The 26,278-nt window shown below is 65.7% G+C and carries 20 protein-coding genes and 1 pseudogene; 8 read left to right on the top strand and 13 right to left on the bottom strand.

Annotated features, from left to right (window positions below; all coding sequences use genetic code 11):
• Position 1 precedes the first annotated feature (1 nt).
• From ATE71_RS08735 to ATE71_RS08750, 4 genes are all read right to left on the bottom strand, one after another.
• Positions 2 to 1,489, bottom strand: a complete 1,488-nt coding sequence (locus ATE71_RS08735) for a tryptophan halogenase family protein (protein WP_058803098.1) — start codon at positions 1,487 to 1,489, stop codon at positions 2 to 4.
• Positions 1,486 to 2,952 (bottom strand): tryptophan 7-halogenase, encoded by a 1,467-nt coding sequence (locus ATE71_RS08740; protein ID WP_152998705.1) that lies wholly within the window; start codon positions 2,950 to 2,952, stop codon positions 1,486 to 1,488. Before ATE71_RS08740 ends, ATE71_RS08735 begins: the two co-directional genes overlap by 4 nt.
• Positions 2,949 to 4,454, bottom strand: a complete 1,506-nt coding sequence (locus ATE71_RS08745) for a tryptophan halogenase family protein (RefSeq protein ID WP_058803102.1) — start codon at positions 4,452 to 4,454, stop codon at positions 2,949 to 2,951. The genes ATE71_RS08740 and ATE71_RS08745 overlap by 4 nt, the downstream gene beginning before the upstream one ends.
• A gap of 73 nt (positions 4,455 to 4,527) precedes the next feature.
• A complete protein-coding gene (locus ATE71_RS08750) occupies positions 4,528 to 7,749 on the bottom strand; it encodes a TonB-dependent receptor (protein ID WP_058803104.1) in 3,222 nt (1,073 codons plus the stop codon).
• Positions 7,750 to 7,924: 175 nt separating this feature from the next.
• Between ATE71_RS08750 and ATE71_RS08755 the strand changes: the two genes are divergently transcribed.
• The 5 genes from ATE71_RS08755 (at position 7,925) to nagE (ending at position 15,513) form a co-directional block, all read left to right on the top strand.
• Complete coding sequence (locus ATE71_RS08755; protein WP_058803139.1) at positions 7,925 to 9,007, top strand: acyltransferase family protein; 1,083 nt, start codon at positions 7,925 to 7,927, stop codon at positions 9,005 to 9,007.
• 93 nt (positions 9,008 to 9,100) lie between these two features.
• Complete coding sequence (locus ATE71_RS08760) at positions 9,101 to 10,135, top strand: SIS domain-containing protein (protein WP_058803105.1); 1,035 nt, start codon at positions 9,101 to 9,103, stop codon at positions 10,133 to 10,135.
• Positions 10,132 to 11,298 carry an N-acetylglucosamine-6-phosphate deacetylase gene (gene nagA, locus ATE71_RS08765; RefSeq protein ID WP_058803107.1) on the top strand — a complete coding sequence of 389 codons (1,167 nt, stop codon included), beginning with the start codon at positions 10,132 to 10,134 and terminating at the stop codon, positions 11,296 to 11,298. Before ATE71_RS08760 ends, nagA begins: the two co-directional genes overlap by 4 nt.
• A gap of 49 nt (positions 11,299 to 11,347) precedes the next feature.
• On the top strand, positions 11,348 to 13,837 hold the full coding sequence (ptsP, locus tag ATE71_RS08770; RefSeq protein ID WP_201022935.1) for a phosphoenolpyruvate--protein phosphotransferase: 2,490 nt from the start codon (positions 11,348 to 11,350) through the stop codon (positions 13,835 to 13,837).
• The gene (gene nagE, locus ATE71_RS08775) at positions 13,837 to 15,513 is read left to right on the top strand and encodes an N-acetylglucosamine-specific PTS transporter subunit IIBC (protein ID WP_058803109.1); all 1,677 of its coding nucleotides are present in this window, start codon (positions 13,837 to 13,839) and stop codon (positions 15,511 to 15,513) included. The genes ptsP and nagE overlap by 1 nt, the downstream gene beginning before the upstream one ends.
• A 75-nt stretch (positions 15,514 to 15,588) precedes the next feature.
• On the opposite strand, the gene ATE71_RS08780 is transcribed toward nagE, so the two are convergent.
• Positions 15,589 to 16,422 carry a family 16 glycosylhydrolase gene (locus tag ATE71_RS08780; protein ID WP_058803110.1) on the bottom strand — a complete coding sequence of 278 codons (834 nt, stop codon included), beginning with the start codon at positions 16,420 to 16,422 and terminating at the stop codon, positions 15,589 to 15,591.
• Positions 16,423 to 16,508: 86 nt separating this feature from the next.
• On the opposite strand from ATE71_RS08780, the gene ATE71_RS08785 reads away from it, so the two are divergent.
• Complete coding sequence (locus ATE71_RS08785) at positions 16,509 to 17,048, top strand: carbohydrate binding domain-containing protein (protein ID WP_058803112.1); 540 nt, start codon at positions 16,509 to 16,511, stop codon at positions 17,046 to 17,048.
• 6 nt (positions 17,049 to 17,054) lie between these two features.
• Here the strand turns inward: ATE71_RS08785 and ATE71_RS08790 are convergent, their stop codons facing one another.
• The 8 genes from ATE71_RS08790 to cyoA all read right to left on the bottom strand — a co-directional run bounded on the left by ATE71_RS08790 (position 17,055) and on the right by cyoA (position 24,324).
• Positions 17,055 to 17,375: a DMT family transporter gene (locus ATE71_RS08790; protein ID WP_058803114.1), complete on the bottom strand. Its 321-nt coding sequence runs from the start codon at positions 17,373 to 17,375 to the stop codon at positions 17,055 to 17,057.
• Positions 17,376 to 17,530: 155 nt separating this feature from the next.
• Entirely contained in the window at positions 17,531 to 18,064 is a 534-nt protein-coding gene (locus ATE71_RS08795) for a response regulator transcription factor (protein ID WP_058803116.1), read from the bottom strand.
• Positions 18,061 to 19,368 (bottom strand): ATP-binding protein, encoded by a 1,308-nt coding sequence (locus ATE71_RS08800; protein WP_058803141.1) that lies wholly within the window; start codon positions 19,366 to 19,368, stop codon positions 18,061 to 18,063. The genes ATE71_RS08795 and ATE71_RS08800 overlap by 4 nt, the downstream gene beginning before the upstream one ends.
• A complete protein-coding gene (locus ATE71_RS08805; RefSeq protein ID WP_058803118.1) occupies positions 19,368 to 20,069 on the bottom strand; it encodes an SURF1 family protein in 702 nt (233 codons plus the stop codon). The genes ATE71_RS08800 and ATE71_RS08805 overlap by 1 nt, the downstream gene beginning before the upstream one ends.
• Positions 20,066 to 20,407, bottom strand: coding sequence for a cytochrome o ubiquinol oxidase subunit IV (gene cyoD / locus ATE71_RS08810; RefSeq protein WP_058803142.1), 342 nt, complete (start codon positions 20,405 to 20,407; stop codon positions 20,066 to 20,068). Before cyoD ends, ATE71_RS08805 begins: the two co-directional genes overlap by 4 nt.
• A 59-nt stretch (positions 20,408 to 20,466) precedes the next feature.
• The gene (gene cyoC, locus ATE71_RS08815) at positions 20,467 to 21,093 is read right to left on the bottom strand and encodes a cytochrome o ubiquinol oxidase subunit III (RefSeq protein WP_152998712.1); all 627 of its coding nucleotides are present in this window, start codon (positions 21,091 to 21,093) and stop codon (positions 20,467 to 20,469) included.
• A gap of 19 nt (positions 21,094 to 21,112) precedes the next feature.
• Positions 21,113 to 23,122 (bottom strand): cytochrome o ubiquinol oxidase subunit I, encoded by a 2,010-nt coding sequence (gene cyoB / locus ATE71_RS08820; protein ID WP_058803122.1) that lies wholly within the window; start codon positions 23,120 to 23,122, stop codon positions 21,113 to 21,115.
• A 17-nt stretch (positions 23,123 to 23,139) separates the two neighbouring features.
• Positions 23,140 to 24,324 carry a ubiquinol oxidase subunit II gene (gene cyoA, locus ATE71_RS08825; RefSeq protein WP_058803124.1) on the bottom strand — a complete coding sequence of 395 codons (1,185 nt, stop codon included), beginning with the start codon at positions 24,322 to 24,324 and terminating at the stop codon, positions 23,140 to 23,142.
• 169 nt (positions 24,325 to 24,493) lie between these two features.
• On the opposite strand from cyoA, the gene ATE71_RS08830 reads away from it, so the two are divergent.
• Together ATE71_RS08830 and ATE71_RS08835 are read left to right on the top strand one after the other, a co-directional pair.
• A complete protein-coding gene (locus ATE71_RS08830) occupies positions 24,494 to 25,834 on the top strand; it encodes an MFS transporter (RefSeq protein WP_058803126.1) in 1,341 nt (446 codons plus the stop codon).
• Between the two features lie 145 nt (positions 25,835 to 25,979).
• Positions 25,980 to 26,278, top strand: a pseudogene (locus tag ATE71_RS08835) (hypothetical protein); the annotation flags it as partial.

The following is a 26,278-nucleotide window of genomic DNA, read 5'->3' on the forward strand; positions in this document are numbered from 1 at the left end:
ATTAATTCGACCTTCGCAGAAATTCCACATGCGGCGGCAGCTCGGCGAGCTGTTCGGCGACGCGGCCGCGCAATGTCGCGAGGCGCGCGGCGAGTTCAGCATCAGGCAGGCCATCGGCGATCGGGTGCCAGCTTTGCGGTCGTACTCCCTGCCCCGTCAGGACGGCGTACCAGTTCGTCGGACCGAACAGATCACCGGGTTCGAAGAGGATATTGCCCGTGGCGCGAAACGCCTCGATCCGCTCGGCGAGCGTGTCGGGAATGCCTGCCGCCGCGACGTCGCGCCAGAAGGGCGTATCGTCGCGGCCCGCCAGCGCATAATGCGCGATCACGAAGTCGCGGATCGTCCGATATTCGTGGAGCGCGTCGCGATTGAAGCGTGCGACGACATGGGGATCGATCGCGTCGCGCGGCAGCAACGACAGCAGCCGGATGATCGTCGTCTGGATGAGGTGGATCGACGTCGATTCGAGCGGTTCGAGGAAACCGCCGGCGAGCCCGATCGCGACGCAATTGCGGTTCCAGATCGCCTTGCGATGCCCCGCGACGAAGCGCAGCCGGTTGGCGTCGGCGAGCGGCGCGCCGGGCAGGCGCGAACGCAGCAACGCCTCGGCCTCGTCATGGCCGAGATGCGCGCTCGAATAGACATAGCCATTGCCGTCGCGGTGCTGGAGCGGGATGCGCCATTGCCATCCCGCCTCGCGCGCGGTCGAACGCGTGAACGGCGCTGGGTCGCCCTCACTCTCGGACGGCATTGCGACCGCGCTGTCGCACGGCAGCCAGTGGCCCCATTGTTCGTAACCCGTTGCCAGCGCGCCTTCGATGAGGAGGCCGCGAAAGCCCGAGCAGTCGACGAAGAAATCGCCGTCGACGGCGCGGCCGTCGTCCAGCACGAGCGCGGTGATAAAGCCGTCCTCGCCATCGAGGCGGACGTCGGCGACCTTGCCTTCGATCCGCACGACGCCCTTGTCCTCGGCATAGGCACGCAGGAAGCGGGCATAAGCAGCGGCGTCGAAATGGACAGCATGGTGCACCGGGCCATGGCGCGTCGCGGGCGCAAAGCGGCTTTCGCGTGCCGCCATCGTTTCGAGATTATAGGGGCTGTGATCGGGGTCGCCGCCGGCGGCGAGATGTCGCAGCCAATAGTGATGGAAGTGGATCCCCGACATTTCGATGCCGAGATAGCCGAAGGGATGAAAATAGCGGTGGCCGACCCCGCCCCAGCCTTCGAACTCGATACCGAGCTTGATCGTACCGTGCGTTGCACACAGGAATTCGGCCTGGTCGAGCCGCAGGTAGCGGTTGAATTCGTGGATCGGCGGCACCGTTGCCTCGCCGACGCCCACGGTGCCGATCATCTCGGATTCGACGAGAGTGATGCTGTGCGGCTGTCCCGCCAGCGCGCGGCCGAGTGCCGCTGCGGTCATCCAGCCCGCGCTGCCGCCGCCGACGATGACGATGCGCCGTACCGGGCGCTCCCGCGCGCTCATCCGCGCATCCGCCGCAGCGCGTCGACGTGCGTTTCCATCGCATGGACGTCGCTCGCGACGGCGCGCAGCTGGCGCTGGAATTCGGTCATCAGTGCCTGGTCTTCGGTCAAGAGCGCCTGCGGGTCGAAGCTGCGCGGGGTCACGCCGTGCCCTGCCATGACGAGCGCCCAGCTGTCCTCGACATGCGCCTCATGGTTGAAATGCGCGAACATGCCGCGCGCGGCGAACAGGTCGATCTTCGATGCAAGTTCGGCCGAGATCGGCGTGGTGCGGGCGTCGTCCCAGAAGGGCTCGCCGATGCGCGCGTTGAGACGGAAATGCTGCGCAGTGAAATCGGCGACACGCGCGCGTGTGCCGGCCAGCTCCTCATTGTAAATATCGGCCTCGACCATCGCGGCGCGATCGATCGGCCAGAGCAGCACCATCTGCGCGATGCCAAGCTGGAGCAGGAGCAGTTCGGCACCATCGAGCGGCGGGGCGGCGCCCGCCGCAGGGCCGACCGCAACGACATTGCCGACCCACGCCCGCGCGCGCGCGGAGTTGGCGAGCGGCGCGGGCGGCGCGGTGTCGACGGAGCGCCCCAGTACCGTTGCCAGCGCGGCGGGGGCGTCGGCATCGGACAAGGTCTTGCTGTCGTAGGCGAACTCGATCGCGGTGCGGCCTGAAAGCGGGATTAACGTCAGCCACCCGGCGGCGTGCGCGGCGACGCGGCTGTAGAGCGGCAGCGGATCGAAAGCGGGCGCCGAAGCACGGATAATCCGGTCGCAAAAACCGGGACGCTCGGAAGTCGCGTCGGGATCGAGCGATGCGACCAGCGCGCCATGGGTGTCGATAAACAGGTCCGCATCGACCGGCGCACCATCGGCAAGGACGATACGCCCGATGCGATCGCCTCCTGTCCGAACCGCCGCGCTCGTACAGGAAACGATCCGCACATCGGCCCGCTTACACGCCGCCCGAAGCAGTTTCGCATAGCGGGCGGCGTCGAGGTGCCAGCCCTGCTTTACCGCCTGCCGCGTCGCCGCCTCACGCGGCGCGCCGGTGCGGCCCTGCTTGGCGGCGGCGGCGGCGAGGCAGAAATCCTCGAGCGCAACGCCCAGCCCCGCCTGGCGCGCACGCGTCCAATGCTGGACGAAGGGTAAGGATGCGAAGGGGCTTCCTGCGTCACCATAGGCGTGGAGGAAGGCATGGTCGCCACCCGACCATCCGGCGAACTGCTGGCCCATGTTGACCGTCGCGGCGGCGTGGCGAACTAGCGCAGCCTCGTCGATGCCGAGCAGCCGATGGAAGGTTGCAAGGTCGGGCGGCGCGATCAGCGCGGCGTGCGGCGCCGGCGCTTCGCCGGTGTCGATCCAGGTCACGTCGGTGCCGAGCCGGGCATAGGCGCGGCCGACCGCGAGCGCCGCCATCGCCGCCGCGACCCCGCCGCCGAAGACAACAACCCGTTGCACCGCGTTGCTCACGGCGCAGGCGCCGGGCAATAGCGGGCGATGAAATCGGCGTGCGAAGGCAGGGTCGCGGCCGCATCGGCGATCGTCGCGGCGAGGTTCGCGAGGCGCTCGTTCACCGTCGCGGCGGGCAGCACGTCGGCAAGCCGGTCGGCGGCGGCTGGCTCGACTCCCTGCCCGACGAACACCGCCTGCCAGCTCGGCGGGCCGAACAGGCCGTCGCGATAGGCCTCGATATAGCCGCGATGTCGGAACCGTTCGATCTTGCCCGCGAGCGTATCGGGCAGGTCGATCGCGGTCACCCGTTCCCACAGCGGTGCATCGGCCTCGTTCGCGACATAATGGAGGATCAGGAAATCGCGGATGCGGTCATATTCGACATCCATCACGCGGTTGAACTCGGAAGGCAATGCCGGGTCGGTGGCACGCTCGGACGGCATCAGCGTCAGCATGTGCATGATCGCCATCTGCACAAGATAAATGCTCGTCGATTCGAGCGGTTCGAGAAAGCCGCCCGCGAGCCCCATGCCGACGCAATTTTTCGCCCACGCCTGTTCGCGCTTGCCCGCCTTGAAGCGCAGTACGCGCGGGTCGGCGAGCGCCTCGCCGTCCAGATTGGCTAGCAGGGTCGCCGCCGCCTCGTCGTCCGAAATATCGGCGCTCGAATAGACATAGCCATTGCCGGTGCGGTGCTGGAGCGGGATGCGCCATTGCCATCCCGCAGTGCGCCGCGTCGAGCGCGTATAGGGTGTGAAGTCGGCCGAGCGCACCGACGGCACCGCCTGCGCGCTGTCGCACGGCAACCAGTGCGACCAGTCCTCGATCTCGACGCCTAGCGTCTGGCCGAGCAGCAATGAGCGAAAGCCCGAGCAATCGACGAACATATCGCCCGCGACGTGCGTGCCGGACGCGAGCTTGACCGCGGCAATGTCGCCGCTTTCGTTGTCCTGCTCGACTTCGACGATCCGGCCCTCGACGCGTTCGATACCGCGCGCCTCGGCCCAGCCGCGCAGGTATCGCGCGTAGAGGAAGGCGTCGAGATGATAGGCATAGGCGAAGGCGCTTCGCACATCATTGCCGTCGCCAACGGGCAGCATGAAGCGGTTCTGGAGCGCTGTGACGATCGGGAAACAATAGTCGAAGAGCGGCGCCGCTGTTCCGGCGCGGTTCGCGCGAATCCAGTAACTGAAGAAGTCGGCCTCGCCGATCGGGCGGCCGAAAGTGCCGAAGGGGTGGATGTAGCGATCGCCCTCGCACCCCCAGTTCACAAACTCGATACCAAGCTTGAAGCTCGCCTGCGTCGCCTTCATGAACTCGACTTCGTCGAGCCCGAGGAAGTCGTTGAAATCCTTCATCTGCGGCAGCGTCGCTTCGCCGACACCGACGGTCCCGATCTCCTCGGATTCGACCAGGCGGACGCGGAAACGTACGGGGTCCAGCTTGGCGGCGCACGCCGCGGCGCACATCCACCCCGCGGTCCCGCCGCCGACGATTACCAGTTCGAACCTATCCCCCATGACGGGCGCAGCTTAACGCGGAAGAAAGAGGGCGCCAGCCCGATTTGGACACGGCCGACGCCCCTTCCCCCTTTTAGAAATTGAGCCGCACCCCGAGCTGGTAGCGCCGGTCATTCTTGAACCAGGCGTTGGGTTTCAGCGTGCCGTCGCCATCGACTTGCTGCATCAGCACGGTATCGGTGCCGAGCAGATTGGTGCCTTCCAGCACGAACTCGATATTCGCGGTCGCCCGGAGGCGAAGCGATGCGTCGAGATAGCCGGTGCTTTTCTGCCAGATCGGGAAACCCACGCAGCAATCGATCGCGGTCACCAGATATTTGGAACGCCAGTTGTAGGCGACACGCGCCGATACCGGGCCCTTTTCATACATGCCGACGAGGTTGTAGCTGTGCTTCGAAATGCCTTCGAGCGCATTGGCCTTTACCGTGCTGTCCTCATAGGTCAGGCCGCCGCCCGCCGTTCCGCCCGCGGTCTCGTTGGTCAAATTGACCGTCTCGATCCCGTCGTTCTTCACATAAGTGTAGTTCGCCTGCACCCCGAAGCCGTCGAACGGCGCCGGCAGGAAGTCGAAGAAGGTCTGGAAGGCGAATTCGGCGCCATAGATGCTCGCGCCATCGCCGTTGACTGGCCGGTTGACACGGACGTCTTCGGTCACCCCGTTGTTGGTCACTTCGAGGTTGAATTGGCCCGCCTGGATATAATCGTAGAATTTCTTGTAGAAGCCCGTCGCGGTGAACGAACTCGACCGGCCGAAATAATATTCGAGCGTCAGGTCGAACTGGTCGGCGGTCATCGGTTTGAGCCCCGGATTGCCCGACTGGCCGGTATATTGCCAGTCATAGGCGATCGCCCTGCCGTTTTCGTCGCGCGTGACATTCGGGTCCGAAAAATCATTGAGGTTCGGTGTGAGGCGATTCACCGTCAGGAAATTGCGGAGCAGCCCGAAATCGGGGCGCGACATCGCCCGCGAATAGGCGAAACGCGACACCAGCCTGTCGGTCAGGTCGAACTTGATGTTGAAGCTGGGCAGCGCGTGGAAATGGTTGACCTTGGTCGTGCCGGCAACGGTCGCGCCATTGCCGAAATCAATCTCCCGCTGCGTGACGACGCAGCCCGACGAGGCTGTCGGGCGCGGCGGCGGGCCGGGATCGATCCCTTCCTCGCAAAGGAGCCCGGTCGGCGTGAAGGGAACGGGCAAGGTGGTCGCACCCACCGTATCGTCACGCGTCCAGACGAGGCGGACGCCGATGTTGCCCGAGACCGGCACGCCGCCGATGGCGAGGCTGTCGCCGCCGAACTTCGCCATCGCATAGGCGGCGATGGTGCGCTCGCTGACCCGGTGGACTTCGCTCGGGAAATAGCAGCCGAAGGCCTTCTCGATCGTCTCCGCGCCGCGATACCCCTCGCCCGAACAGACGGGATAATAATCGCCCACGCCGATCGACGGCCGCCCGAGCGCCGCCGCAAGCTGTTCGCGGTTCGACAACATGTCCATGTTGAAGAAGGCGAAGCTGTTGTGGTTGATCTGGTTGCCGGCGAAGAAATCGCCGCTGAAGGCGTGGAGCCCGTTGGTGCCGGGCGCATAGGCGGGGCTATCGATGTTGAAATAGGGCGCCTGCGTATAGGTCCAGGTGTTCGAGATATTCGCCCAGTTATAGGCGCCCCAGCGCACCGTCTGATCGCGATCGGCATAGCGCGCGCCGACCTTGATGGCGTCGAGCCAACCCGAATCGACATCATATTCGACGTCGGCGCGGAACGCGACTTCCTCGCCGTCGCTGTCCTCGGTGTGATCGGTGATCGCGTAATAGAAATAATTGTTCGGGTTGTTCAGCCCGCCGCTCGACAAATTGATATTCTCGGCCTGGTTGGGCAGGAATTCGAGGCGCGGGTATTTCCCGGTCAGGTCGACGAACGTGTCGGCGAAGGTCCGCGCGGTGACCGACGCGTTATAGTTTTTGACGCTGGCATCGACATATTGGCCGTCGAGCGTGACGCGCAGCCGGTCCGAAACATCCCAGCGGAAATTGAGGCCGAAATCCTGGGTGATCTGCTTGTTCTTGAGCGCGTTCGCCGCGGTGTCGACCTGCGGCGCGCGCTGGGCGACACAGGATTCCCAGCCGTAGCAGCGGTTGAAAAAGGCTTCGCCATCTTCGTTCAGCCCCAGACCGCGTTCGTCGCCGGGATTGTCGCCGACATAGCCCGCCGGCGACGACCACCAGCCGCTGAGAAAATTGCCGTCGTCGTCGAACTGGAACGGCGCGGTGCCGGTGAGCGGGTTCACCAGCGTCGGATCGGTAACCTGATAGTCGCTCGGCTGCCCGTAGACGCTGAACGCGCTCGAGTAGATCGCATGCTCGCGCCAGCTGTTGTTGTACTGCGAGCGCAGATACTGGCCGGTCAGTTCCATGTCGCCGTCGTTCGAGCGCCACTGGAAAGCCGCCGAGATACCGTAGCGTTTGCGGTCATATTCATTGTCGCGCATGTAGATGCCGCTGGGAATATATTGCTTCCCGGGACCGAACACGCCGTCGAAGATCGCCATACGGTCGAACTGGATGCCCTGGCTCGCGGTGATCGCATGCGAATAGGCGCCGTTGAGCATCAGCCCGAGTTCACCGATTCCGGTCTGCCAGCGATCCGAAACGATGCCCGAGATTTCGGGCGTCGATTTCTGCGCAATGTCGCCATAGGTATTCTTGATCGAAATCGAGACGAGCCGGCCGTCCTGATCGAACGGCACGCGCGTGCGCAGATTGACCGTGCCCGCGATGCCACCCTCGATCAAATCGGCGGTCTGATTCTTGTAGGTGTCGATGCCGCCGAGAAGTTCGGGCGAGATGTCCTGCCAGCTGAGGCCGCGCGAGCTGTTCGCGCTGAAGGTATCGCGGCCGTTGAATTCGGATCGGACCTGATTGAGGCCGCGGATGATCACGCCAGAGGGTTCGGCCGAGAAGTGCGAGGTGTCGTCGGTGCCCGCGAAACGGATGACGGTGATGCCGGGAACGCGCTGCAAGGCTTCGGCCACCGACTTGTCGGGGAAGGAGCCGATATCCTCGGCCGTGATCGAATCGACGACCGTATCGGCGTTGCGCTTGCGGTTCTGCGCCGACTCAAGGTTGGCGCGAATGCCGGTGACGACGATGTCGTCGGGATTTTCCTCGTCCGCTGATACGGGCGCACTGTTTTCCTGCGCCGCGGCGGGCAGGATCATCGCGCTCGCGAGCGCCGCGCCGCATATACCGTGCAGCAGACCGCGACCGATCCCGTTTGTTTTGGCAGGCCCCTTAACCATTATAATTTCCCCCATCCAGTCGGGTCCAGATTGCCTTCCCACAATCTCTATAAGACCAATTGCGTCCTTGGACTATTACCAATAGACTACAAATCCAACGCGCTGTCCATTGCAAATTTATGGCAGCGCAAAGATGTCGCCCAGGGCGGGCGGCGAAGACGGGGGAGGCACAGCCATGCGATTGATTTCACTCGACGTCCTGCGGGGGCTAACCGTCGCCGGGATGATCCTCGTCAATTCCGCGGCGGCGATGAAATATGGCGCCGAAGCCAATGTCGCCCCGATCTTGCTCCACGTCAGCTGGGACGGGCTGACGATCGCCGACCTCGTTTTTCCAGGCTTTTTGACGATGGTCGGGATCGCCATTCCCTTTTCGCTGCGCAATGCCACGCTTGATTCGGCGCAGCGTCGCCATATCCTCGGGCGGACCGGGCGCCTGCTCCTTCTGGGCTTCATCCTCAGCAATCTCTATTGGTTCGCCAGCTTCGCCACGGGCGACTGGCGCCTGTTCGGCGTGCTCCAGCGAATCGGACTCGTCTATGGCGCCTGCGCGCTTCTGTTCCTGCTCGTCGGCCCACGCGCGCGGATGATCGCCATCGCAGCGATTCTGGCGCTTTACTGGCCGCTGGCCCTGCTTCCCTCGCTCGACGGGCTGGCGACCGATATCTGGGTGCGCGGCCATAATTTCGTCGCGTCGGTCGACCGCCTGCTCCTCGGAACGCACCTTTATGTGCAAGGTCCCGAAGGCTATGATCCCGAAGGGATAATCGGCACCCTGCCCGCGATCGCGCAGGGCCTGATCGGCGTCGCGGTCGGCGAAATGCTTATCCGTCGCCAGGGGCTCGCCACACGCAAGCTCGCGATGATCGGCGCCGCAATGCTGGTGGTCGGCGGTGTCTGGAGCCTCGCATTCCCGATCGTTAAGGATATCTGGTCGAGCAGCTTCGTGCTCGTCACGAGCGGCATCACGATCCTCGCGCTTGCGTTGCTTCACCATTGGCTCGATCGCGAGGGCCGCCAGCCTGGTGTGGCCGCGACCGTGATGCTGGCCTTCGGCGCAAATGCGATCGCGGCCTACACACTGCACCAGGTCACCGCCGGCGTCGTTACCTGGGACCTGTTGCTGCTGCCGTTCCGGGCGCTGCGTGAACCGCTCGGCGATCCGGTCGCATCGCTGCTGCCGATCCTTCTTTACATGCTGCTGATCTGGGGCGCGATGGAATGGCTGCGCCGGAAGAATTGGATCATCAAGATCTGACCGCGCCAACATACCGCTTGATGAGATATATATAACCTATATAGTACCAATATCGCGAGCACTCCACCGACGCTCGACCGGAGACGATGTACGATGCTGAACGCCGCCCTCGACGGACGACAGACGCTGATGGAGCAGGAAGCGCGCGAGGCGGCGGAGGCCGTGGCCAATATGCTCGCCGCGAATCGCGATGCCTTCGCGGCGATCGGCCGGCGCCTGCGCGCCTCGCCGCCCACGGCGGTCGTCACCTGCGCGCGCGGCTCGTCGGATCATGCCGCGACCTATGCCAAATATCTGATCGAAACGATGACGGGAACGCCGACGGCATCGGCCGCGCTGTCGATCGCGTCGCTGTATGACGCGCCCGCCGTTGCCGGCAACCGCCTGTGTCTCGCCATATCGCAATCGGGCCAGAGCCCCGACCTGCTCGCTGCTGTCGAGCAGCAACGCGATGCCGGCGCCTTCGTCGTCGCGCTGGTGAATGCCGAAGGCTCGCCGCTCGCGGACCTTGCCGACGTGGTGATCCCGCTCTCCGCCGGGGTCGAGCGATCGGTCGCTGCGACCAAATCCTATATCGCCTCGCTCGCCGCCATCGCCGCACTCGTCGCCGCCTGGGCCGAAGACAAGGCGCTCGATGCCGCGCTGATCGCCCTACCCCGCCAGCTTATGCGGGCGTTCGCGCTCGACTGGGGGCCCGCTATCCCCGCGTTTCAGCGCGCGACCAACCTGTTCGTTCTCGGCCGCGGCTATGGGCTGGGCGCCGCGCAGGAGGCCGCGCTCAAGTTCAAGGAGACGTCGGGGCTTCACGCCGAAAGCTTCAGTTCGGCCGAGGTCCGCCACGGCCCGATGGCGATCGTCGGCGATGCCTTTCATGTCCTGGCATTCGGCGGCACCGACCGCGCGGCCGCTGGCGTCCGCGACGTCGCCGACGAATTTCGCGCGCGCGGCGCGACGGTGCTGCTCGCCGACCCCGAAAATGGCGACCTGCCTGCCATCGCCGGTCACCCGGCGATCGAACCGATCCTGATGATCCAGAGCTTTTACCGCATGGCGAGCGCGCTCGCGCTCGCGCGCGGCCGCGACCCCGACTCGCCTCCGCACCTCAACAAGGTTACCGAGACTTTATGATCTTTCGTTTCCACAACGGACGGGTCGCGTTGCCGGCCGGCACCGTCGGCGCGGTCGATATCGCCATCGCCGACGGCATCGTTTCCGCCGTGTTGCCCGCCGGCGACGCCGTGGCGCATCGCGAGATCGACCTCGACGGCGGGTGGCTGCTCCCAGGCTTCGTCGATACGCAGGTCAATGGCGGCGGCGGCGTGTTGTTCAACGACCAGGTCGATGTCGCCGCGATCGCCGCGATCGGCGCCGCGCACGCGCGGTTCGGCACGACGGCGTTCCTGCCGACCCTGATCAGCGACACGCCCGCGCAGATCGCCGCGGCGCTCGCTGCGGTCGACGCCGCGATCGACCGGGGCGTCCCCGGGCTCGTCGGCATCCATATCGAAGGTCCATTTATCAACGAGGTAAAGCGCGGCATTCACGAAGCGCACCGGATCCGTCGCCTCGATGCCGACATATTGGCGACGCTAACCGCGCCGCATCGTGGGCGCGTGATGCTGACACTCGCGCCCGAATTGTGTGACGAAGCGGACATCCGCACGCTCGTCCGCCACGGTGTGATCGTCAGCGCGGGGCATAGCGACGCGACCTATGACGAGGCGCAGAGGGCGATTGCCGCCGGGCTGTCGGGCTTCACCCATTTGTTCAACGCGATGTCGCCGCTGCACCATCGCAATCCGGGCGCGGTCGGTGCGGCATTCGATTCCGATAGTTTTTGCGGGTTGATCGTCGACGACGTCCACCTCCATCCCGCGGTCGTCCGGCTAGCGGTTCGCGCGAAGGGCAAGGAGCGCATCATGCTCGTCACCGACGCGATGCCGAGCGTTGGCACCGACGTCAGCGAATTTACCCTGCAGGGCAAACGCATCGCGGTGAAGGACGGCGTCTGCATTTTCGAGGACGGCACGCTCGCGGGCACGCATCTCGACATGGCATCGGCGCTGCGCAAGACGATCGAGGTCACCGGGCTGCCGGTGCCCGATGTGTCCGCGATGGCAAGCGCGACGCCCGCGGCCTTCCTGTCGTTGCAAGACCGCATCGGGTCGATCGCGCCGGGGCAGCGCGCCGACTGGGTCTGGCTCGATGCCGCGCTCGAACCGTGCGCGACATGGATCGACGGCCAGATTGTTTCGCAGGCCGCACCGGACATGGCGCAAGCCGCGCAATGATGCACAAGCCGCACGACAAGAAGCGGCGGAAGTTTTGGGGATTATAGCCATGGGCCTGATCATCACCTCGCCGGTCAGAGGGTGGGCGACGACACTGGACGACGTTCCCGATCCGGTCTTTGCGCAGCGGATGATGGGCGACGGCGTCGCGATCCAGCCGCTCGGCGATACGGTCGTCGCGCCGTTCGACGGCGAGGTCGTGACGCTGCACGAAGCCGGCCATGCCGTGTCGCTGCGCAGCGCCGAGGGGGTCGAGATACTGATCCATATCGGGCTCGATACAGTGATGCTGAAGGGCGAAGGCTTCACGCCGCTGGTCGCGATGGGCCAGACGGTCTCGCGCGGCGACCCGCTGATCCGGTTCGATATCGACGCCGTCGCGCTCGCGGCGACGAGCCTGATTACGCCGGTGATCGTGACCAACGCCGAAGCCTTTGCGATCGGCCGCCGCACAACCGGCGCGGCGGTCGGCGCGTGCGAGGCGCTGATGACGCTCGTGCCCGTGCAGGCCGAAGCGCGCCGCCGCTCGGACGACGGCACCGTCGTCGAACAGGCGGTGACGCTGTCGCTGCCGCACGGTATCCACGCCCGCCCCGCCGCGCGGATCGGCGAGGCGGCGCGCAGGTTCGAAGCCGAAGTGCACCTGGTGAAGGGCGACAAGCGCGGCGATGTGCGCAGCACGGTCGCGCTGCTCGCTCTCGGCACGGCGTTGGGCGACGAAATTATCGTGCAAGCACGCGGCGACGATGCCGAAGCGGCGCTCGCCGCCATCGTCGCGCTTCTTGCGACCGACATGGGAGAGGCGCGGCCAGCGGCCGCGCACCCGGCTGCTGCCGCTTCGGCCGCACCGCTCCGCGCTGGACAGATCGGCGGCGTGATCGCGTCGCCCGGTCTCGCCATGGGCCCGGCCGCGCGGCTGTTCCAGGCGGACATTGCAGTTGCGCGCGAAGGAAGTGGCGCGGAGCAAGAGGGGGCCGCCTTGATCGCAGCGCGCAGCGACGTTCGCGCGGCCATCGCAGCGCGCGCCGACGCGGCGGGCGGCGGCGTCGCCTCGGTCATGCAGGCGCATCTCGCGCTGATCGACGATCCCGAGTTGATTGCCGCAGCCGAAAAGCGGATCGCGAACGGGCACAGCGCGGGTTTCGCCTGGCGCGGCGCGATCCACGACCAGATCGACGCGATCCGCGCAACGGGCAATGCCCATCTGATCGAGCGCATCGACGATCTGGTCGATATCGAGCGGCAGATGCTCGCGGTGCTGACCGGCACGCCGCTTGACGGGGCGAATATCGCGGCAGGGGCGATCGTCGTGGCCGAGGACCTGTTGCCGTCGCAGCTTGTGGCGCTGGCGGCGCAAAGGCCCGCCGGCATCTGCCTCCGGCGCGGCGGCCCGACGTCGCACGTCGCGATCCTTTGCGCGGGCATGGGGTTGCCTGCCATCGTCGCGATGGGCGACGCACTCGATGCGGTCGACGATGGCGAACCGCTCTTGCTCGACGCCGAACTCGGTCATGTCACGCTCGCCCCGTCGGCCGCCGATAGCGATGCCTTCGCCACGCGGCTTGCCAAACGCGACGTCCGCCGCGCCGCCGCACAGGCGGCCGCGAACGACGCGTGTCGCAGCGCCGACGGCACGCGCATCGAAATCTTCGCCAATGTCGGCAGCGTCGACGAGGCACAGACCGCCGCGAAGCAGGGCGCCGAGGGATCGGGGCTCGTCCGCAGCGAATTCCTGTTTCTCGATCGCGAGACCGCGCCGTCGGAAGGCGAACAGCGTGCCGCCTATCAAGGGATTGCCGACGCGCTCGCCGGCAAGCCCGTGATCGTCCGGCTGCTTGATATCGGCGGCGACAAGCCTGCCGCCTATATTCCGATCGACGCCGAAGACAATCCGGCGCTCGGCCAGCGCGGCATACGGGTGGCGCTTGTACGGCCCGACCTGCTCGCAACGCAGCTGCGCGCGATCCTTCGCGTCGAGCCCCCGGGTCAGTGCAAGATCATGATTCCGATGGTCGCGAGCGTTGACGAACTCAGGCAGGTGCGCGTGATCGTCGAGCGGCTGCGCGGCGAGATGGGGATCGCGGCGCCCGTCGAGGTCGGGGTGATGGTCGAAACCCCGGCTGCGGCGATGACCGCCGACCTGCTTGCCGCCGAGGCCGATTTCCTGTCGATCGGCACCAACGACCTCACCCAATATGTCCTCGCGATGGATCGCGGCAACCCCGCGGTCGCCGCCGGGGTCGATGCGATGCACCCCGCGGTGCTGCGCATGATCGGCGAAACGTGCCGCCTTGCCGCGGTCCACGGCCGCTGGGTTGGCGTCTGCGGCGGGCTCGCCTCCGACCCCGCGGCGCTGCCGATCCTCGTCGGATTGGGCGTGACCGAATTGTCGGCGGTACCGGGGTTCGTCGCGGAGGCAAAACAGATCGTGCGCGGGCTCTCCCTGCCCGAGACGCAGGCGCACGCCGCGCTGGCGCTGCAATGCAAGTCGGCGGCGGAGGTGCGCGCGCTCGCCCGCGCGTTCGAGGAGACACGGTGATGCGCAAGATACTCGAAACGCTCCAGCCATTGGGCCGCGCGTTGATGCTGCCGATTGCCGTGTTGCCGATCGCGGGCCTGCTGCTGCGCATCGGCCAGCCCGACCTGCTCGACATCGCCTTCGTCTCGGCAGCGGGCGCGGCGATCTTCGACAATCTGGGTATCCTCTTCGCGATCGGCGTCGCGGTCGGCTTTGCGCGCGACGGCAATGGCGCCGCGGCGCTCGCGGGAGTGGTCTGCTATCTCGTCACGACGACCGGCGCGCAGACCTTCCTCACCGCACCGGCCGATGTCGGCGCCGGATGGCCCGACGCGGCGGCGGCACTCGCGGGGAAAAACTGGGCGCTCACCCAGATCGACAAGCTCGAAGTGCCCATCGGCATCTTGTCGGGGTTGATCGGCGGCAATTTCTACAATCGTTTCGCGGCGATCGCGCTGCCCGAATATCTCGCCTTCTTCGGCGGGCGCCGCTTCGTTCCGATCGCGGCGGGGGTCGCCGGGCTGCTGCTCGCCTTCGTGATCGGCTATGGCTATGCGCATATCAGCGGCGCGATCGACGCCGCGAGCCGCACCGTAGTGGAAAGCGGCGGCGCCGGCCTGTTCGTCTATGGCGTGCTCAACCGGCTGCTGATCGTCACCGGGCTGCACCATATCATCAACAATGCCGCCTGGTTCGTCGTCGGCGATTTCGCGGGCGCGACGGGCGACCTCCGCCGCTTCTTCGCGGGCGATCCGAATGCTGGCGCTTTCATGTCGGGCTTTTTCCCCGTGATGATGTTCGGCCTGCCCGCCGCCTGCCTCGCTATGTATCACGAGGCGCGGCCCGAGCGGAAAAAGGCGGTCGGCGGCATGCTTTTCAGCCTTGCCTTCACCAGCTTCCTGACCGGGGTTACCGAACCGATCGAATTCACCTTCATGTTCGTCGCGCCCTTGCTCTACGCGATCCACGCGCTGCTCACCGGCGCGTCAATGGCGTTGATGAACGCACTCGACGTCAAGCTCGGCTTCGGCTTTTCGGCGGGGCTGTTCGACTATGTGCTCAATTTCAGCCTCGCGACGCGGCCGTGGATGCTGCTCCCGATCGGCGCCGCCTATGCCCTGCTCTACTACGGCCTCTTCCGCTTTTTCATCCGCCGGTTCGACCTGGGCACGCCGGGACGCGAGACAGGCGCGGTCGCTGAAGTGTCGGCCGCAGCAGCGGGCAGCGCGCGCGGCGACGCCTTCGTCGCAGCGCTGGGCGGCAGCGCCAATCTGGTGAGCGTCGATGCCTGCACGACGCGGCTTCGGCTGATCGTCGCCGACCAGAAGGCGGTCGACGATACGGCACTGTCGGCGCTGGGCGCGCGCGGGATCATCCGGCCATCGGAAAATGCGGCGCAGGTCGTGCTTGGCCCGATCGCCGATCTGGTCGCCGAAGAAATTCGCGGCGCGCTGGCCGGCGGCGGCGCGGCAACTGCCCCGGCGCGGGTTCGGAAGAAGGCCGCGCCCGACGCGTCGCTACCCGCCGACATCCTCCATGCGCTGGGCGGCGGCGGCAATGTCCGCAGCGTCGGCGCGCTCCACGGCCGGTTCCGCGTCGAGATCGTCGATCGCGCCGAGATCGTCGACGACCGGCTCGCGCAGCTGACGCGCGGTATCGCCTATCCGCAGCCCGGCGTGTGCCACATCCTGATCTGAACGGGGCGGCGGTCTTCCCGCCGCTTGCCCCCGACGCCCGTCGTGACCTCTCGCGGTCCGGCGGGCGTCGCTATATCATTCGGCGGGAGGCGCCGCTCCGCGCGGCTGCTGCCGATAGACGCGGACATGCTCGATCGCGAAACGGATCGGAAAGATCGTATCGTCGACCTCGCCGCCCATCGCGCCGCCGACGGCAAGGTTGAGCAGCAGATATTGCGGCTGGTCGAACGGCCATTGCGCGGTGCCCGTCCCCGCATTGGGGTAGCGGTGATAGGGTTTGCCATCGACGGCGAAACGGATCTCGCGCGGGGTCCAGAGCATCTGATAGTCGTGGAACGCCTCGCAGGCGTCGTCGACGCGCGTCTGGCCGCCGTTGCCGAACGTCCCGGCGGTCGAGCGGTTATGGATCGTTCCGAATATGTCGCCGGGCGTCTTGCCGACATGTTCCATGATGTCGATCTCGCCGCCGTCGGGCCAGGGCGCGTTGGCGCCGAGCGTCCAGATCGCCGGCCAGCTGCCCTTGCCGCACGGCAGCTTCGCGCGCACCTCGATCAGCCCATAGGTGAATTCGGCCTTGCCCTTTGTGATCAGCCGCGCCGAGCTATAGCCCTGCCCGCCATGATCGGCGCGGTCGGCGAGTGTCTCCCGGCGCGCGGTGATGATCAGCCTCCCCCCTTCGACCCGTGCGTTTTCGGGGCGGTCGGCGGCGTAATATTGCAGTTCCTCATTGTACCAACCCGCCTTGTTGGCGTGGGTGTCCCAACTCCATTTGGCGGGGTCGGGCGGCCCATCGATGTCGAATTCGTCGGACCAGACGAGTTCGAAACTGCCCTTTGGTGTTTCCTCAGCCGATGTTGTCGAAGGTGCCGCGCAGAGCAGCATGATCGAACATCGCGTTACCAACCGCATCGCCGTTCCCCTTCGGTAAATTGGTATTAGATTGATATCTTACTTGTCATTATAAGATCATGCAATCGAGTCGTTGGGGGAGACGCATGATGATCCGATTCCGCACCGCTTTGCTGGCTGTCGCCATTGCCTTTGCCGCCGCGCCGGCATCGGCCGAGGAGGAGGCCGGCGCGCCGCATATGCTTAACGAGCCGACCGCGGGCTGGACCGTCTATGGCCCCGGCCAGACGCACAAGGCGCGCAAGGACGGCGCGGTACAGGGCGGCAGCGCGATGCGCGTGACCATCCCCGCCAAGCCGGCCAACCCGTGGGACATCGGCGCGTCGGTGCCGATCAGGGACGCGATTGCCAAAGGCGACAAGCTGATCCTCGCGCTGTGGGTCCGGCTCGCGCAGGGTGGCGCCGACGGCCCCGCCGAGCTTGGCGCCGCGATCCAGCAGAACAGCGCGCCCTATACGCCGATCGTTGCCGGTCGCCTCGCGATCACGGGCGAATGGACGCTCGTGCACATCAAGGGCATCGCGGCCGACGCCTATCCCGCGGGCGCGACGAATGTCGCGCTGACGCTGGGCGACGCCGCGCGCACGATCGACCTCGGCCCTGCCTTCGTGATGAAAGCCGACTGAGCCCGGTCAGGCGGGCGACGAGAGCTTCATCAGCAGCAACCCGCCGACGATCAGCAGCGCTGCGACGATGCGCGTCGCATTCGCCTGTTCGCCGAGGACGAAGATGCCGACAAGGAAAGCGCCGACCGCGCCGATGCCGGTCCAGATCGTATAGGCGGTGCCGAGCGGCAGCGATTTCATCGACAGCGAAAGCAATACGAAACTCGCGATCATCGCGGCGATCGTGATCGCGGTCGGAACGGGGCGCGTGAAGCCATCCGACTGTTTCATAGCAAACGCCCAAATAATCTCGAAAAGTCCAGCAATCGTCAGGTAAATCCAGGCCATGACAGCCTCCTTGTAAAAGGCTGCCGGGCCGTCCCGGACTTGAAAACCCGCGGGCAAAAGCGGGCGAGGACGTGGCCTCTTTCGGTTCGGCGCCCCGATATCAAGCGGGGGACGAGGATACAAGACGAGCCCGGAAATGACAGCCCGTGCGCCTATCAGCGAATCTGCCGCTTTTCGAGTTTCCGCGCGAGCGTGCGCCGATGCATGCCGAGCCGACGCGCGGTTTCCGAGATGTTGAAGCCGGTTTCGACGAGCGTCTGGTGGATATGTTCCCATTCGACGGTCTTGATCGATGAGGGACGCGCGTCGAGTGGCGCCTCTGCATTGCCCTCCGCCCGCTCGAACGCCGCCTCGATATCGTCGGTGTTCGACGGTTTGGCGAGATAATAGGAAGCGCCGAGCTTGATTGCCTCGACCGCGGTCGCGATGCTCGCAAAGCCGGTGAGCACGACGATCCGCATCATCGCATCGGCGGCGCGCAGCGTCTGTACACAGGCGAGCCCCGATGCGGCGCCGAGCTTGAGATCGACGACGGCGTAACCCGGCCGGAAGGTCGGCAATATCGCGTCCATCTCCTCGGGACCGTGCGCGACCTCGACCGCATAGCCGCGCCGTTCGAACGAGCGCTTGAGCGTCCGCGCGAAGGCTTCGTCATCCTCGACGATCAGCAAATGGCGCCGCTCGGTCATGCCGTCTCTCCGCTGGGGCGCGCCAGCGCCGAAACAGGCAGGACAATCCGCACCAGTGCGCCGCCCGCATCGCGGTTGGACACACTGGCGCCGCCGCCCATCTTGCGCAGCACATTGACGAGCAGGAACAGGCCGAGCCCACCGCCGGGCCGACCCTTGGTCGACCGATAGGGCTGCCCGAAATTCTCGAGCATCTCGGGGCTGAAGCCCGGGCCGCGATCGGCGATCTCGATCACCAGCATGTCGCCGTCGCGCGACGTCGTGAAGCTGGTCCACTCGGGCGACACTTCGGCCGCATTGTCGAGCACATTGCCGATCACCTGCCGCAGCGCCGGGTCGGATACGATCGCGACGTCGGCGCCGAACCGGTCGTTGAACTCAAGCGTGCCGGGGCGGCGCACGGCGCGCGTGTGCGCGACAATCTCGTTGAACGCAGCGCGCATCGTGGTGAGCTGCGGCGCCTCGCCGCGCGCCTCGCCCGCCGACATCAAAATGCCACCGACGATCGCCTTGCAGCGCTGGACCGCGGTGTCCATGTCGGCAAGATCCTCCTGCAATTCGCGGTCGTCCTTTAGCCGCGGCGCCGCCTTCCAGTCGCCGATCAGCACCGACAGCGTCGACAGCGGCGTCCCCAGTTCGTGCGCCGCGCCCGATGCGAGCAGCCCCATGCGGACGATATGATCCTCCTCCGCCGCACGCTGGCGGCTGGCCGCCAGGGCCGCGTCGCTGTCGCGCAGATTGCGGCTGATCCGCGTCACGAAGGCGACGAGCAGCACCGCAATCAGCAGGAAACAGACGAAGCTGCCCTGCAAATAAAGTTTCATCGGGTCGGCGGCGTAGGGCGGCGGCAGGACGAGCGGCGTAGGGTCGACGCGCAGCGCAGCGAGCGCCGCGAGCGCCGCCGCGACGATCGCCCACGACGAGCGCGGCGTGAGCAGGATCGCGCCGATCACGACTTGCAGCAGGAACAGCGAGGCGAAGGGATTGGCGAGCCCGCCGCTGTGGTGCAGCTGCCAGCCGAGCGCCGCGACATCGAACAGCAGCACGGCGGTGAGTTCGGCATTGGTCACCGCGCGCCCGCGGCGCAGCGCCGCGATGCTCGCGAAGTTGATCGCGATCAGCACGAGGATCGCCGTCAGCAGGGGCGCGCGCGGCAGCGATATGCCCATCGGCCCGCTGACGATTCCGATCGTCGCGAGCTGTCCGCCCACCGCCAGCCAGCGCAGCTGGATCAGCAGCGTCATGTTGCGGCGCCCCGCGGGGGCTCTCGCGGGCGCGGCGGGCAGGATCGCCGGGTCGGTCATCATTCCCGGATACGCCAGAGCCGCCACGCAAAAAAGAGGCTGAGCGCAGACAGCGTGAACCAGGTCAGCGCATAGACCATATGATGATCGCGAAAACGCACGACAGTCAGCCCGCCGACCGGGTAGCCGCCGGGGTTCGGCGCGGCGTCGGCATCGACGAAATAGGGCGCGGTCCTGCCGAGCCCCCTCGCCTTTGCGATTCCCGCCACGTCGCGCGAAAACCAGCGGTCGGCCGCCGGATCGTTCGAACGCAGGAAAGCCCCGCCCGGCTCGGTCACGCGCAGGAGGCCGGTCACCGTCACCGGCCCCGCGACTTGACCCGCCGCGCGTGTCTTCGCATCGCGCCGGTCCTTGGGAACGAAGCCGCGATTGATCAGCAGCGTGAAATTCGGCGTTTCGAGCGGGGTCATCACCCAATATCCCGCGCCGCGTTCGGTCACCGCCTGCACCAACGTCTCGCGATCGTGTCGGAATATTCCCGTGGCGGTGACGCGGCGATAGGCGTCATCCTTCGCATTGACCGCATCCCATCGATCGGGCCGCGGCGCCTTTGCCGGCGCGGCATGAACGCGCGCATCGACCGCCGCGATCAGCTCATGCTTCCACGCGCGCCGCTCGACCTGCCAGACGCCGAGCGCCGCAAGGCCGAGCGCCGCGATCAGCGCCGCCGCGGCAAAGGCCGCGCGGCGAGTGCGTGTCAAAGCACCTGACTCGTCGTCTGGCTGGTCGGTTCGTGCGGCATCGGCATCATGTTGGTGTTGAGGTGATGCATCACCCACAGCGACCCCGCCAGCATGATGACGACGACGATGATCGTGAAGACGAGCGAGGTCAGCGACCAGCCACCTTCGGCCTTCGGCGTCATGTGCAGGAAAAAAACCATGTGGACGATGATCTGCACCACCGCGAAGCCCATGATCACCGCGCCCGTCGTGCCCGCGCTGAGCGGCATCGTCATGACGAGCCAGAAGGGAATGGCGGTCAGGATCACCGACAGCAGGAACCCGATGACATAGTCGCGCATCGACGCGTGCGGCATCTCGATCTCGTGATGGCCGTCGGCGGCATGGTGGGGGCCAGTTTGGCCGGAATTGGGGCTCACCGCAGCACTCCCATCAGATAGACAAAGGTGAAGACGCCGATCCATACGACATCGAGGAAGTGCCAGAACATCGAAAGGCACATCACGCGGCGCTTGTTCGCGGCGATCAGCCCGTGCTTCGACAGCTGGACCATGAGCGTCACCAGCCAGATTATGCCGAAGGTAACGTGCAGCCCGTGCGTGCCGACGAGGGTGAAGAAGCTCGACAGAAAGGCGCTGCGCTGCGGCCCGGCGCCGATCTCGATCAAGTGATGGAATTCGTAGAGCTCGATCCCGAGGAAGGCGAGCCCGAACAGCCCGGTGACGCCAAGCCAGAGCTGGACGCCCTTCACCCTGCCCTGCTGCATCTGGAGCACCGCAAAGCCATAGGTGATCGACGAAAAGAGCAGCATCGCGGTGTTGAGCGCGATCAGTTTCAGGTCGAACAGATCCTTCGGCGCCGGGCCCGCCGCATAGCTGCCGCCGAGCACCGCGTAGCAGGCAAAGAGGATCGCGAAGATGAGGCAGTCGCTCATCAGATAGATCCAGAAGCCCAGCATCGTGCTGTGCCCCTCCGGATGCGCATGCTCGTCGAGATCGTAGAAGGCGACGGGCTCGTCGGCGGTTATCGCATTGGCTGTCATGGTCTTGGCACTCATCGGATCAGGCCCCGGCCGCCAGCTGGCGGGTCCGCGCTTCCTCGACCGCAGTGACCGTCGCCGCCGGAATGTCGAAATCGCGCTTGTAGTTGAACGTGTGGATGATCGCGCCTGCGACCACCGCGACGAAGCTAAGCGCCACCAGCCACCAGATGTGCCAGACGAGCGCAAAACCCATCACGAGGCAAATGCCCGACAGGATCATCCCCGCGCCAGTGTTCGACGGCATATGGATGTCGCGATAGCCGGTCACCGGACGCTGGTGTCCGCGCTTTTTCATGTCGTACCAGGCGTCAAGGTCATGGATCACCGGCGTGAAGGCGAAGTTGTAATCGGGCGGCGGCGAACTGGTCGCCCATTCGAGCGTGCGGCCGTCCCACGGGTCCCCGCTTTCCTCGGCGAGTTCCTTGCGGCGCCAGATGCTCACCGCGAACTGCACCAGCATCGCGCCGATGCCCGCCGCGATGATCGCCGCGCCGACGCCCGCGATCACGAACCATATCTGCAGGCTCGGATCGTCGAACACGCGCATGCGCCGCGTCACACCCATCAGGCCGAGGATATAGAGCGGCGTGAAGGCGACCCAGAAGCCGACCACCCAGCACCAGAAGCTGACCTTGCCCCAAAAGACGTCGAGCTTGAACCCGAACGCCTTGGGCCACCAGTAATTGATCGCCGCGAACAGGCCGAACAGGACGCCGCCGATGATGACATTATGGAAATGCGCGATCAGGAACAGCGAGTTGTGGAGTACGAAGTCGGCGGGCGGCACCGCGAGCAGCACCCCGGTCATACCGCCGATGACGAAGGTCAGCATGAAGGCGATCGTCCACATCATTGGCAGTTCGAAGCGGATGCGGCCGCGGTACATGGTGAAGAGCCAGTTGAAGAGCTTGGCCCCCGTGGGGATCGAGATCACCATCGTCGTGATGCCGAAGAAGCTGTTGACGCTGGCCCCCGACCCCATGGTGAAGAAATGGTGCAGCCACACGATGTACGACAATATGGTGATGCACACCGTCGCATAGACCATCGACGTATAGCCGAAGAGCCGCTTGCCCGAGAAGGTCGAGGTGACTTCGGAGAAGACGCCGAACAGCGGCAGCACGAGGATGTAAACCTCGGGATGCCCCCAGATCCAGATCAGGTTCACATACATCATCGGCGACCCGCCGAGATCGTTGGTGAAGAAATTGGTGCCGACATAGCGGTCGAGGCTGAGCAGGACGAGCGTCGCGGTCAGGATGGGGAAGGACGCGACGATCAGGATGTTCGAGCAGAGCGAGGTCCAGGTGAAGACGGGCATCTTCATCAGCCCCATGCCCGGCGCGCGCAGCTTCAGGATCGTGACGACCAGGTTGATGCCCGACAGGGTGGTGCCGACGCCGGCTATCTGTAAGCCCCAGATATAATAGTCGACGCCGACATTGGGGCTGTAAGCAATCCCCGACAGCGGAGGATAGGCGAGCCAGCCGGTCTGGGCATATTCGCCGACGAACAGCGAGATCATCGTCAACACCGCGCCCGACGTCGTCATCCAGAAGCTGAAATTGTTTAGGAAAGGAAAGCTGACGTCGCGCGCGCCGATCTGGAGCGGGACGATATAGTTCATGATCCCGGTGATGAACGGCATCGCGACGAAGAAGATCATGATCACGCCGTGCGCGGTGAACACCTGGTCGTAATGATGCGGGGTAAGATAGCCTTCGGACCCGCCGAACGCCATCGCCTGCTGCAACCGCATCATGATCGCGTCGGCAAATCCGCGCAGGAACATGATCAGGCCAAGGATCATGTACATGATCCCGATGCGCTTGTGGTCGACGGTGGTGAACCATTCGGTCCACAAATAGCCCCAGAGGCGATATTTGGTGATCAGGCCAAGCACGGCGAGGCCGCCGATGACGACGCCGATGAAGGTGACGACGAGGATCGGCTCGTGGAGCGGCAGCGCTTCCAGCGACAATTTGCCGAGGATCGGGCCGGTTTCGGGGGCGGGATGCGGGATGCTCATGATGATCTCGGGCTTTTTCAGGACAGCGGGCGGTCGACGGCGGCAGGCGCGCGCAGCGCGGTGCGTTCGGGACGGCCGGGATGCGGCAGCCCCTCGCCCTTCAATTTTTCGGGGGCGACCGGCTTGGCGTCGGGGCGGTCGTTCGACATGACCGGCGCGCTGCAATAAGCCGCGACATAGCGCATGCCCCAACGCGCGACATCGACGGTGCCGCGCGCGGCGAACTTGTCATAGGTGACCTGCCGCACATTGCCGATACCCGCGATACCCGCGCCGCCGGCGGCATCGAGCGACATCATATCGTGCATGCACATCTTGCCGGGCTCGACGCACATGTTCACGACCGCGTCGAACAATTGCGGATCGCTCGCGGCAAAGCGGCGAACGGGTTCCTTGTGCGTCGGCTTTTCTAGCTTCAGATAGGTATCGCGGCTAAGGTCGCCCTCGGCCGACGCCTTGGTCGCGGCAACCCATTTGTCGAACTCGCCCTCGGGCAGGCTCTTCACCGCGAAACGCATGTTCGAAAAGCCCCAGCCGGAATAATTGGCCGAGAAACCGGTATAATCGCCGGTCTTGTCGAACACGCCGTGCAGCTTGGTCTCCATGCCGGGCATCGCATAGATCTGCCCCGCGAGCGCGGGCACGTAAAAGCTGTTCATCACCGAAGACGAAGAGATACGGAACCGCACCGGCCGGTTCACCGGTAGCGCCAGCTCATTCACCGTCGCGACGCCCTGTTCGGGATAGATGAACAGCCATTTCCAGTCGAGCGCGACCACCTGCACGTCGAGCGGTTTCACCTCGGCCGCGACGGGCTTGCCCGGCCCGGTGCGCGCAAGCGGGCGATAGGGGTCGAGCAGATGCGTCGCCACCCATGTCACCGCGCCGAGGCAGATGATGATCAGCAGCGGCGCCGACCAGATGACGAGTTCGAGCTGCGTCGAATGATCCCAGTCGGGCTTGTAGGTGGCGTCCTTGTTCGACGCGCGATATTTCCATGCGAAGAAGATCGTCAGCGCCATCACTGGCACGATGATCAGCAGCATCAGCACCGTCGACAGGATGATCAGGTCGCCCTGCTGGCGCGCGACGTCGCCGGCGGGATCGAGCACGACCAGCCCGCAACCCGACAACAGGGGCAGCGCGGCGAGCAGCGGCACGAGCCGCAATCGGGCGGGAAAACGGGGGAGATTGCTTGGCATGATGCGCGCCTAACCCTCCATTGCTGCACTGCACATAGGACATTTTGTCCAATCCCGCGACCGCTCATCATCGCGCAGGGGCATTTTCATTCCGGGCAATTTTGCCCTATGACCGACTCGTGCCGTCGCATCTTGCGCAAGCGACGGCGCCAGCTCAAGGATTGTTACCATGGCTGCCGACACCGTCCCCACCACCGAGGCCGAACGCGACGCCCGCGCTCTCCACGGCGCCGACGATGACGGCGGCAGACACCGCATCGATCCCGCCGAAATCGCGATCGGCGTCATCATCGGGCGGACATCCGAATTTTTCGACTTCTTCGTCTATGCGATCGCGTCGGTGCTGGTGTTCCCGAAGCTCGTCTTCCCGCATCTCGACCCGCTGACGGGCACGCTCTGGTCGTTCGCGATCTTTGCTCTCGCCTTTGTTTCGCGCCCCGTCGGTACGATCATCTTCACTGCGATTGACCGCGCCTATGGCCGCGGCGCCAAGCTGACGATCGCGCTGTTCCTGCTCGGCGGATCGACCGCCGCCATCGCCTTCCTGCCCGGATATGAATCGATCGGTATCGGCGCCGCGCTGCTGCTCGCATTGTTCCGCATGGGCCAGGGCGTCGCGCTCGGCGGGTCGTGGGACGGCCTCGCCTCGCTGCTCGCGATCAACGCCCCCGAAAAGAAACGCGGCTGGTATGCGATGATCCCCCAGCTCGGCGCGCCGCTCGGTCTGATCGTCGCCAGCTTGCTCTTCATGTTCCTGATCTCGGCGCTGCCCGCGGAGGATTTCCTCGCCTGGGGCTGGCGCTACCCCTTCTTCGTCGCCTTTGCGATCAACGTCGTCGCGCTGTTCGCGCGGCTGCGCATCGTCGTGACCCCCGAATATGCCGAACTCTTCGAGAACCGCGCGCTCCAGCCCGCGCCGCTGCTCGACACGGTGCGGTCGGAATGGAAGACGATCGTCATCGGCACCTTCGCGCCGCTCGCCAGCTTTGCAATGTTCCACATGGTCACGGTCTACCCGCTGTCGTGGGTGTTCCTCTTCACTGACGAGACCCCGGTCCGCTTCCTGATGATCGAGGCGATCGCCGCAGTCGTCGGCGTCGGCGCGATCGTCGCGTCGGGCTATCTTGCCGACCGCATCGGCCGCCGCACGCTGCTCGGCGCCACCGCCGCCGCGATCGCGGCGTTCAGCGGCTTTGCCCCGCAATTGCTCGATGCCGGCGAACTCGGCGAAGCGACTTTCATGATCCTCGGCTTCATCCTCCTCGGCCTGTCGTTCGGCCAGTCGTCGGGCGCGCTGTCGTCGAACTTCCAGCCGCGCCACCGCTACACCGGATCGGCCTTCACCTCGGACCTCGCCTGGCTGTTCGGCGCGGGCTTCGCGCCGATGGTCGCGCTGTGGCTGTCGAGCCAGTTCGGGCTGATCGCCGCGGGCGGCTACCTGCTCTCGGGCGCGATCGTCACGCTCGTCGCGCTGTGGCTCAACCGCGAACTCGCAAGCACCATCGACTGATCGCGGACAGTGTCGGGCCGGCAACGCCGGCCTGTTCACGGTCGACGGGATCGACGGTGGCGCGCTTGTCAAAGCTGCGGCGCGCCATTATCCAACGCGCTTCCTGTTCCGGGCAGCCTGACCAGCGCACGCCTTTCGTCAAAGATTGTTTCCGCTGAACCCCGTTCCAGCCACCTCCCACGACGAACAGCTCGACATCGGGGTCGGCCGCCGCGCGCTCGCCATCGCCCTGTCGCTGCTGGTCCCGGCGCTGATGCTGGTCCTGCTGCTGTCGTTCCGGCTCGAACCGCCGCCGGTCCACACACAGGAAAGCATGAGCGTCGTGAGCATCGAGGCACCCAGCGCGCCCGATCCGGCCCCCGAAGCCGACAGCGCGCCCGAACCGAGCGACGCGACGGTCACGCCGCCGCAGCCCGCGACGCCGGCCGCCGCGCCCCCGCTACC

Origin of the sequence: Sphingopyxis sp. H115 (assembly GCF_001468465.1) — a bacterium.
Classification (GTDB): Bacteria; Pseudomonadota; Alphaproteobacteria; order Sphingomonadales; family Sphingomonadaceae; genus Sphingopyxis.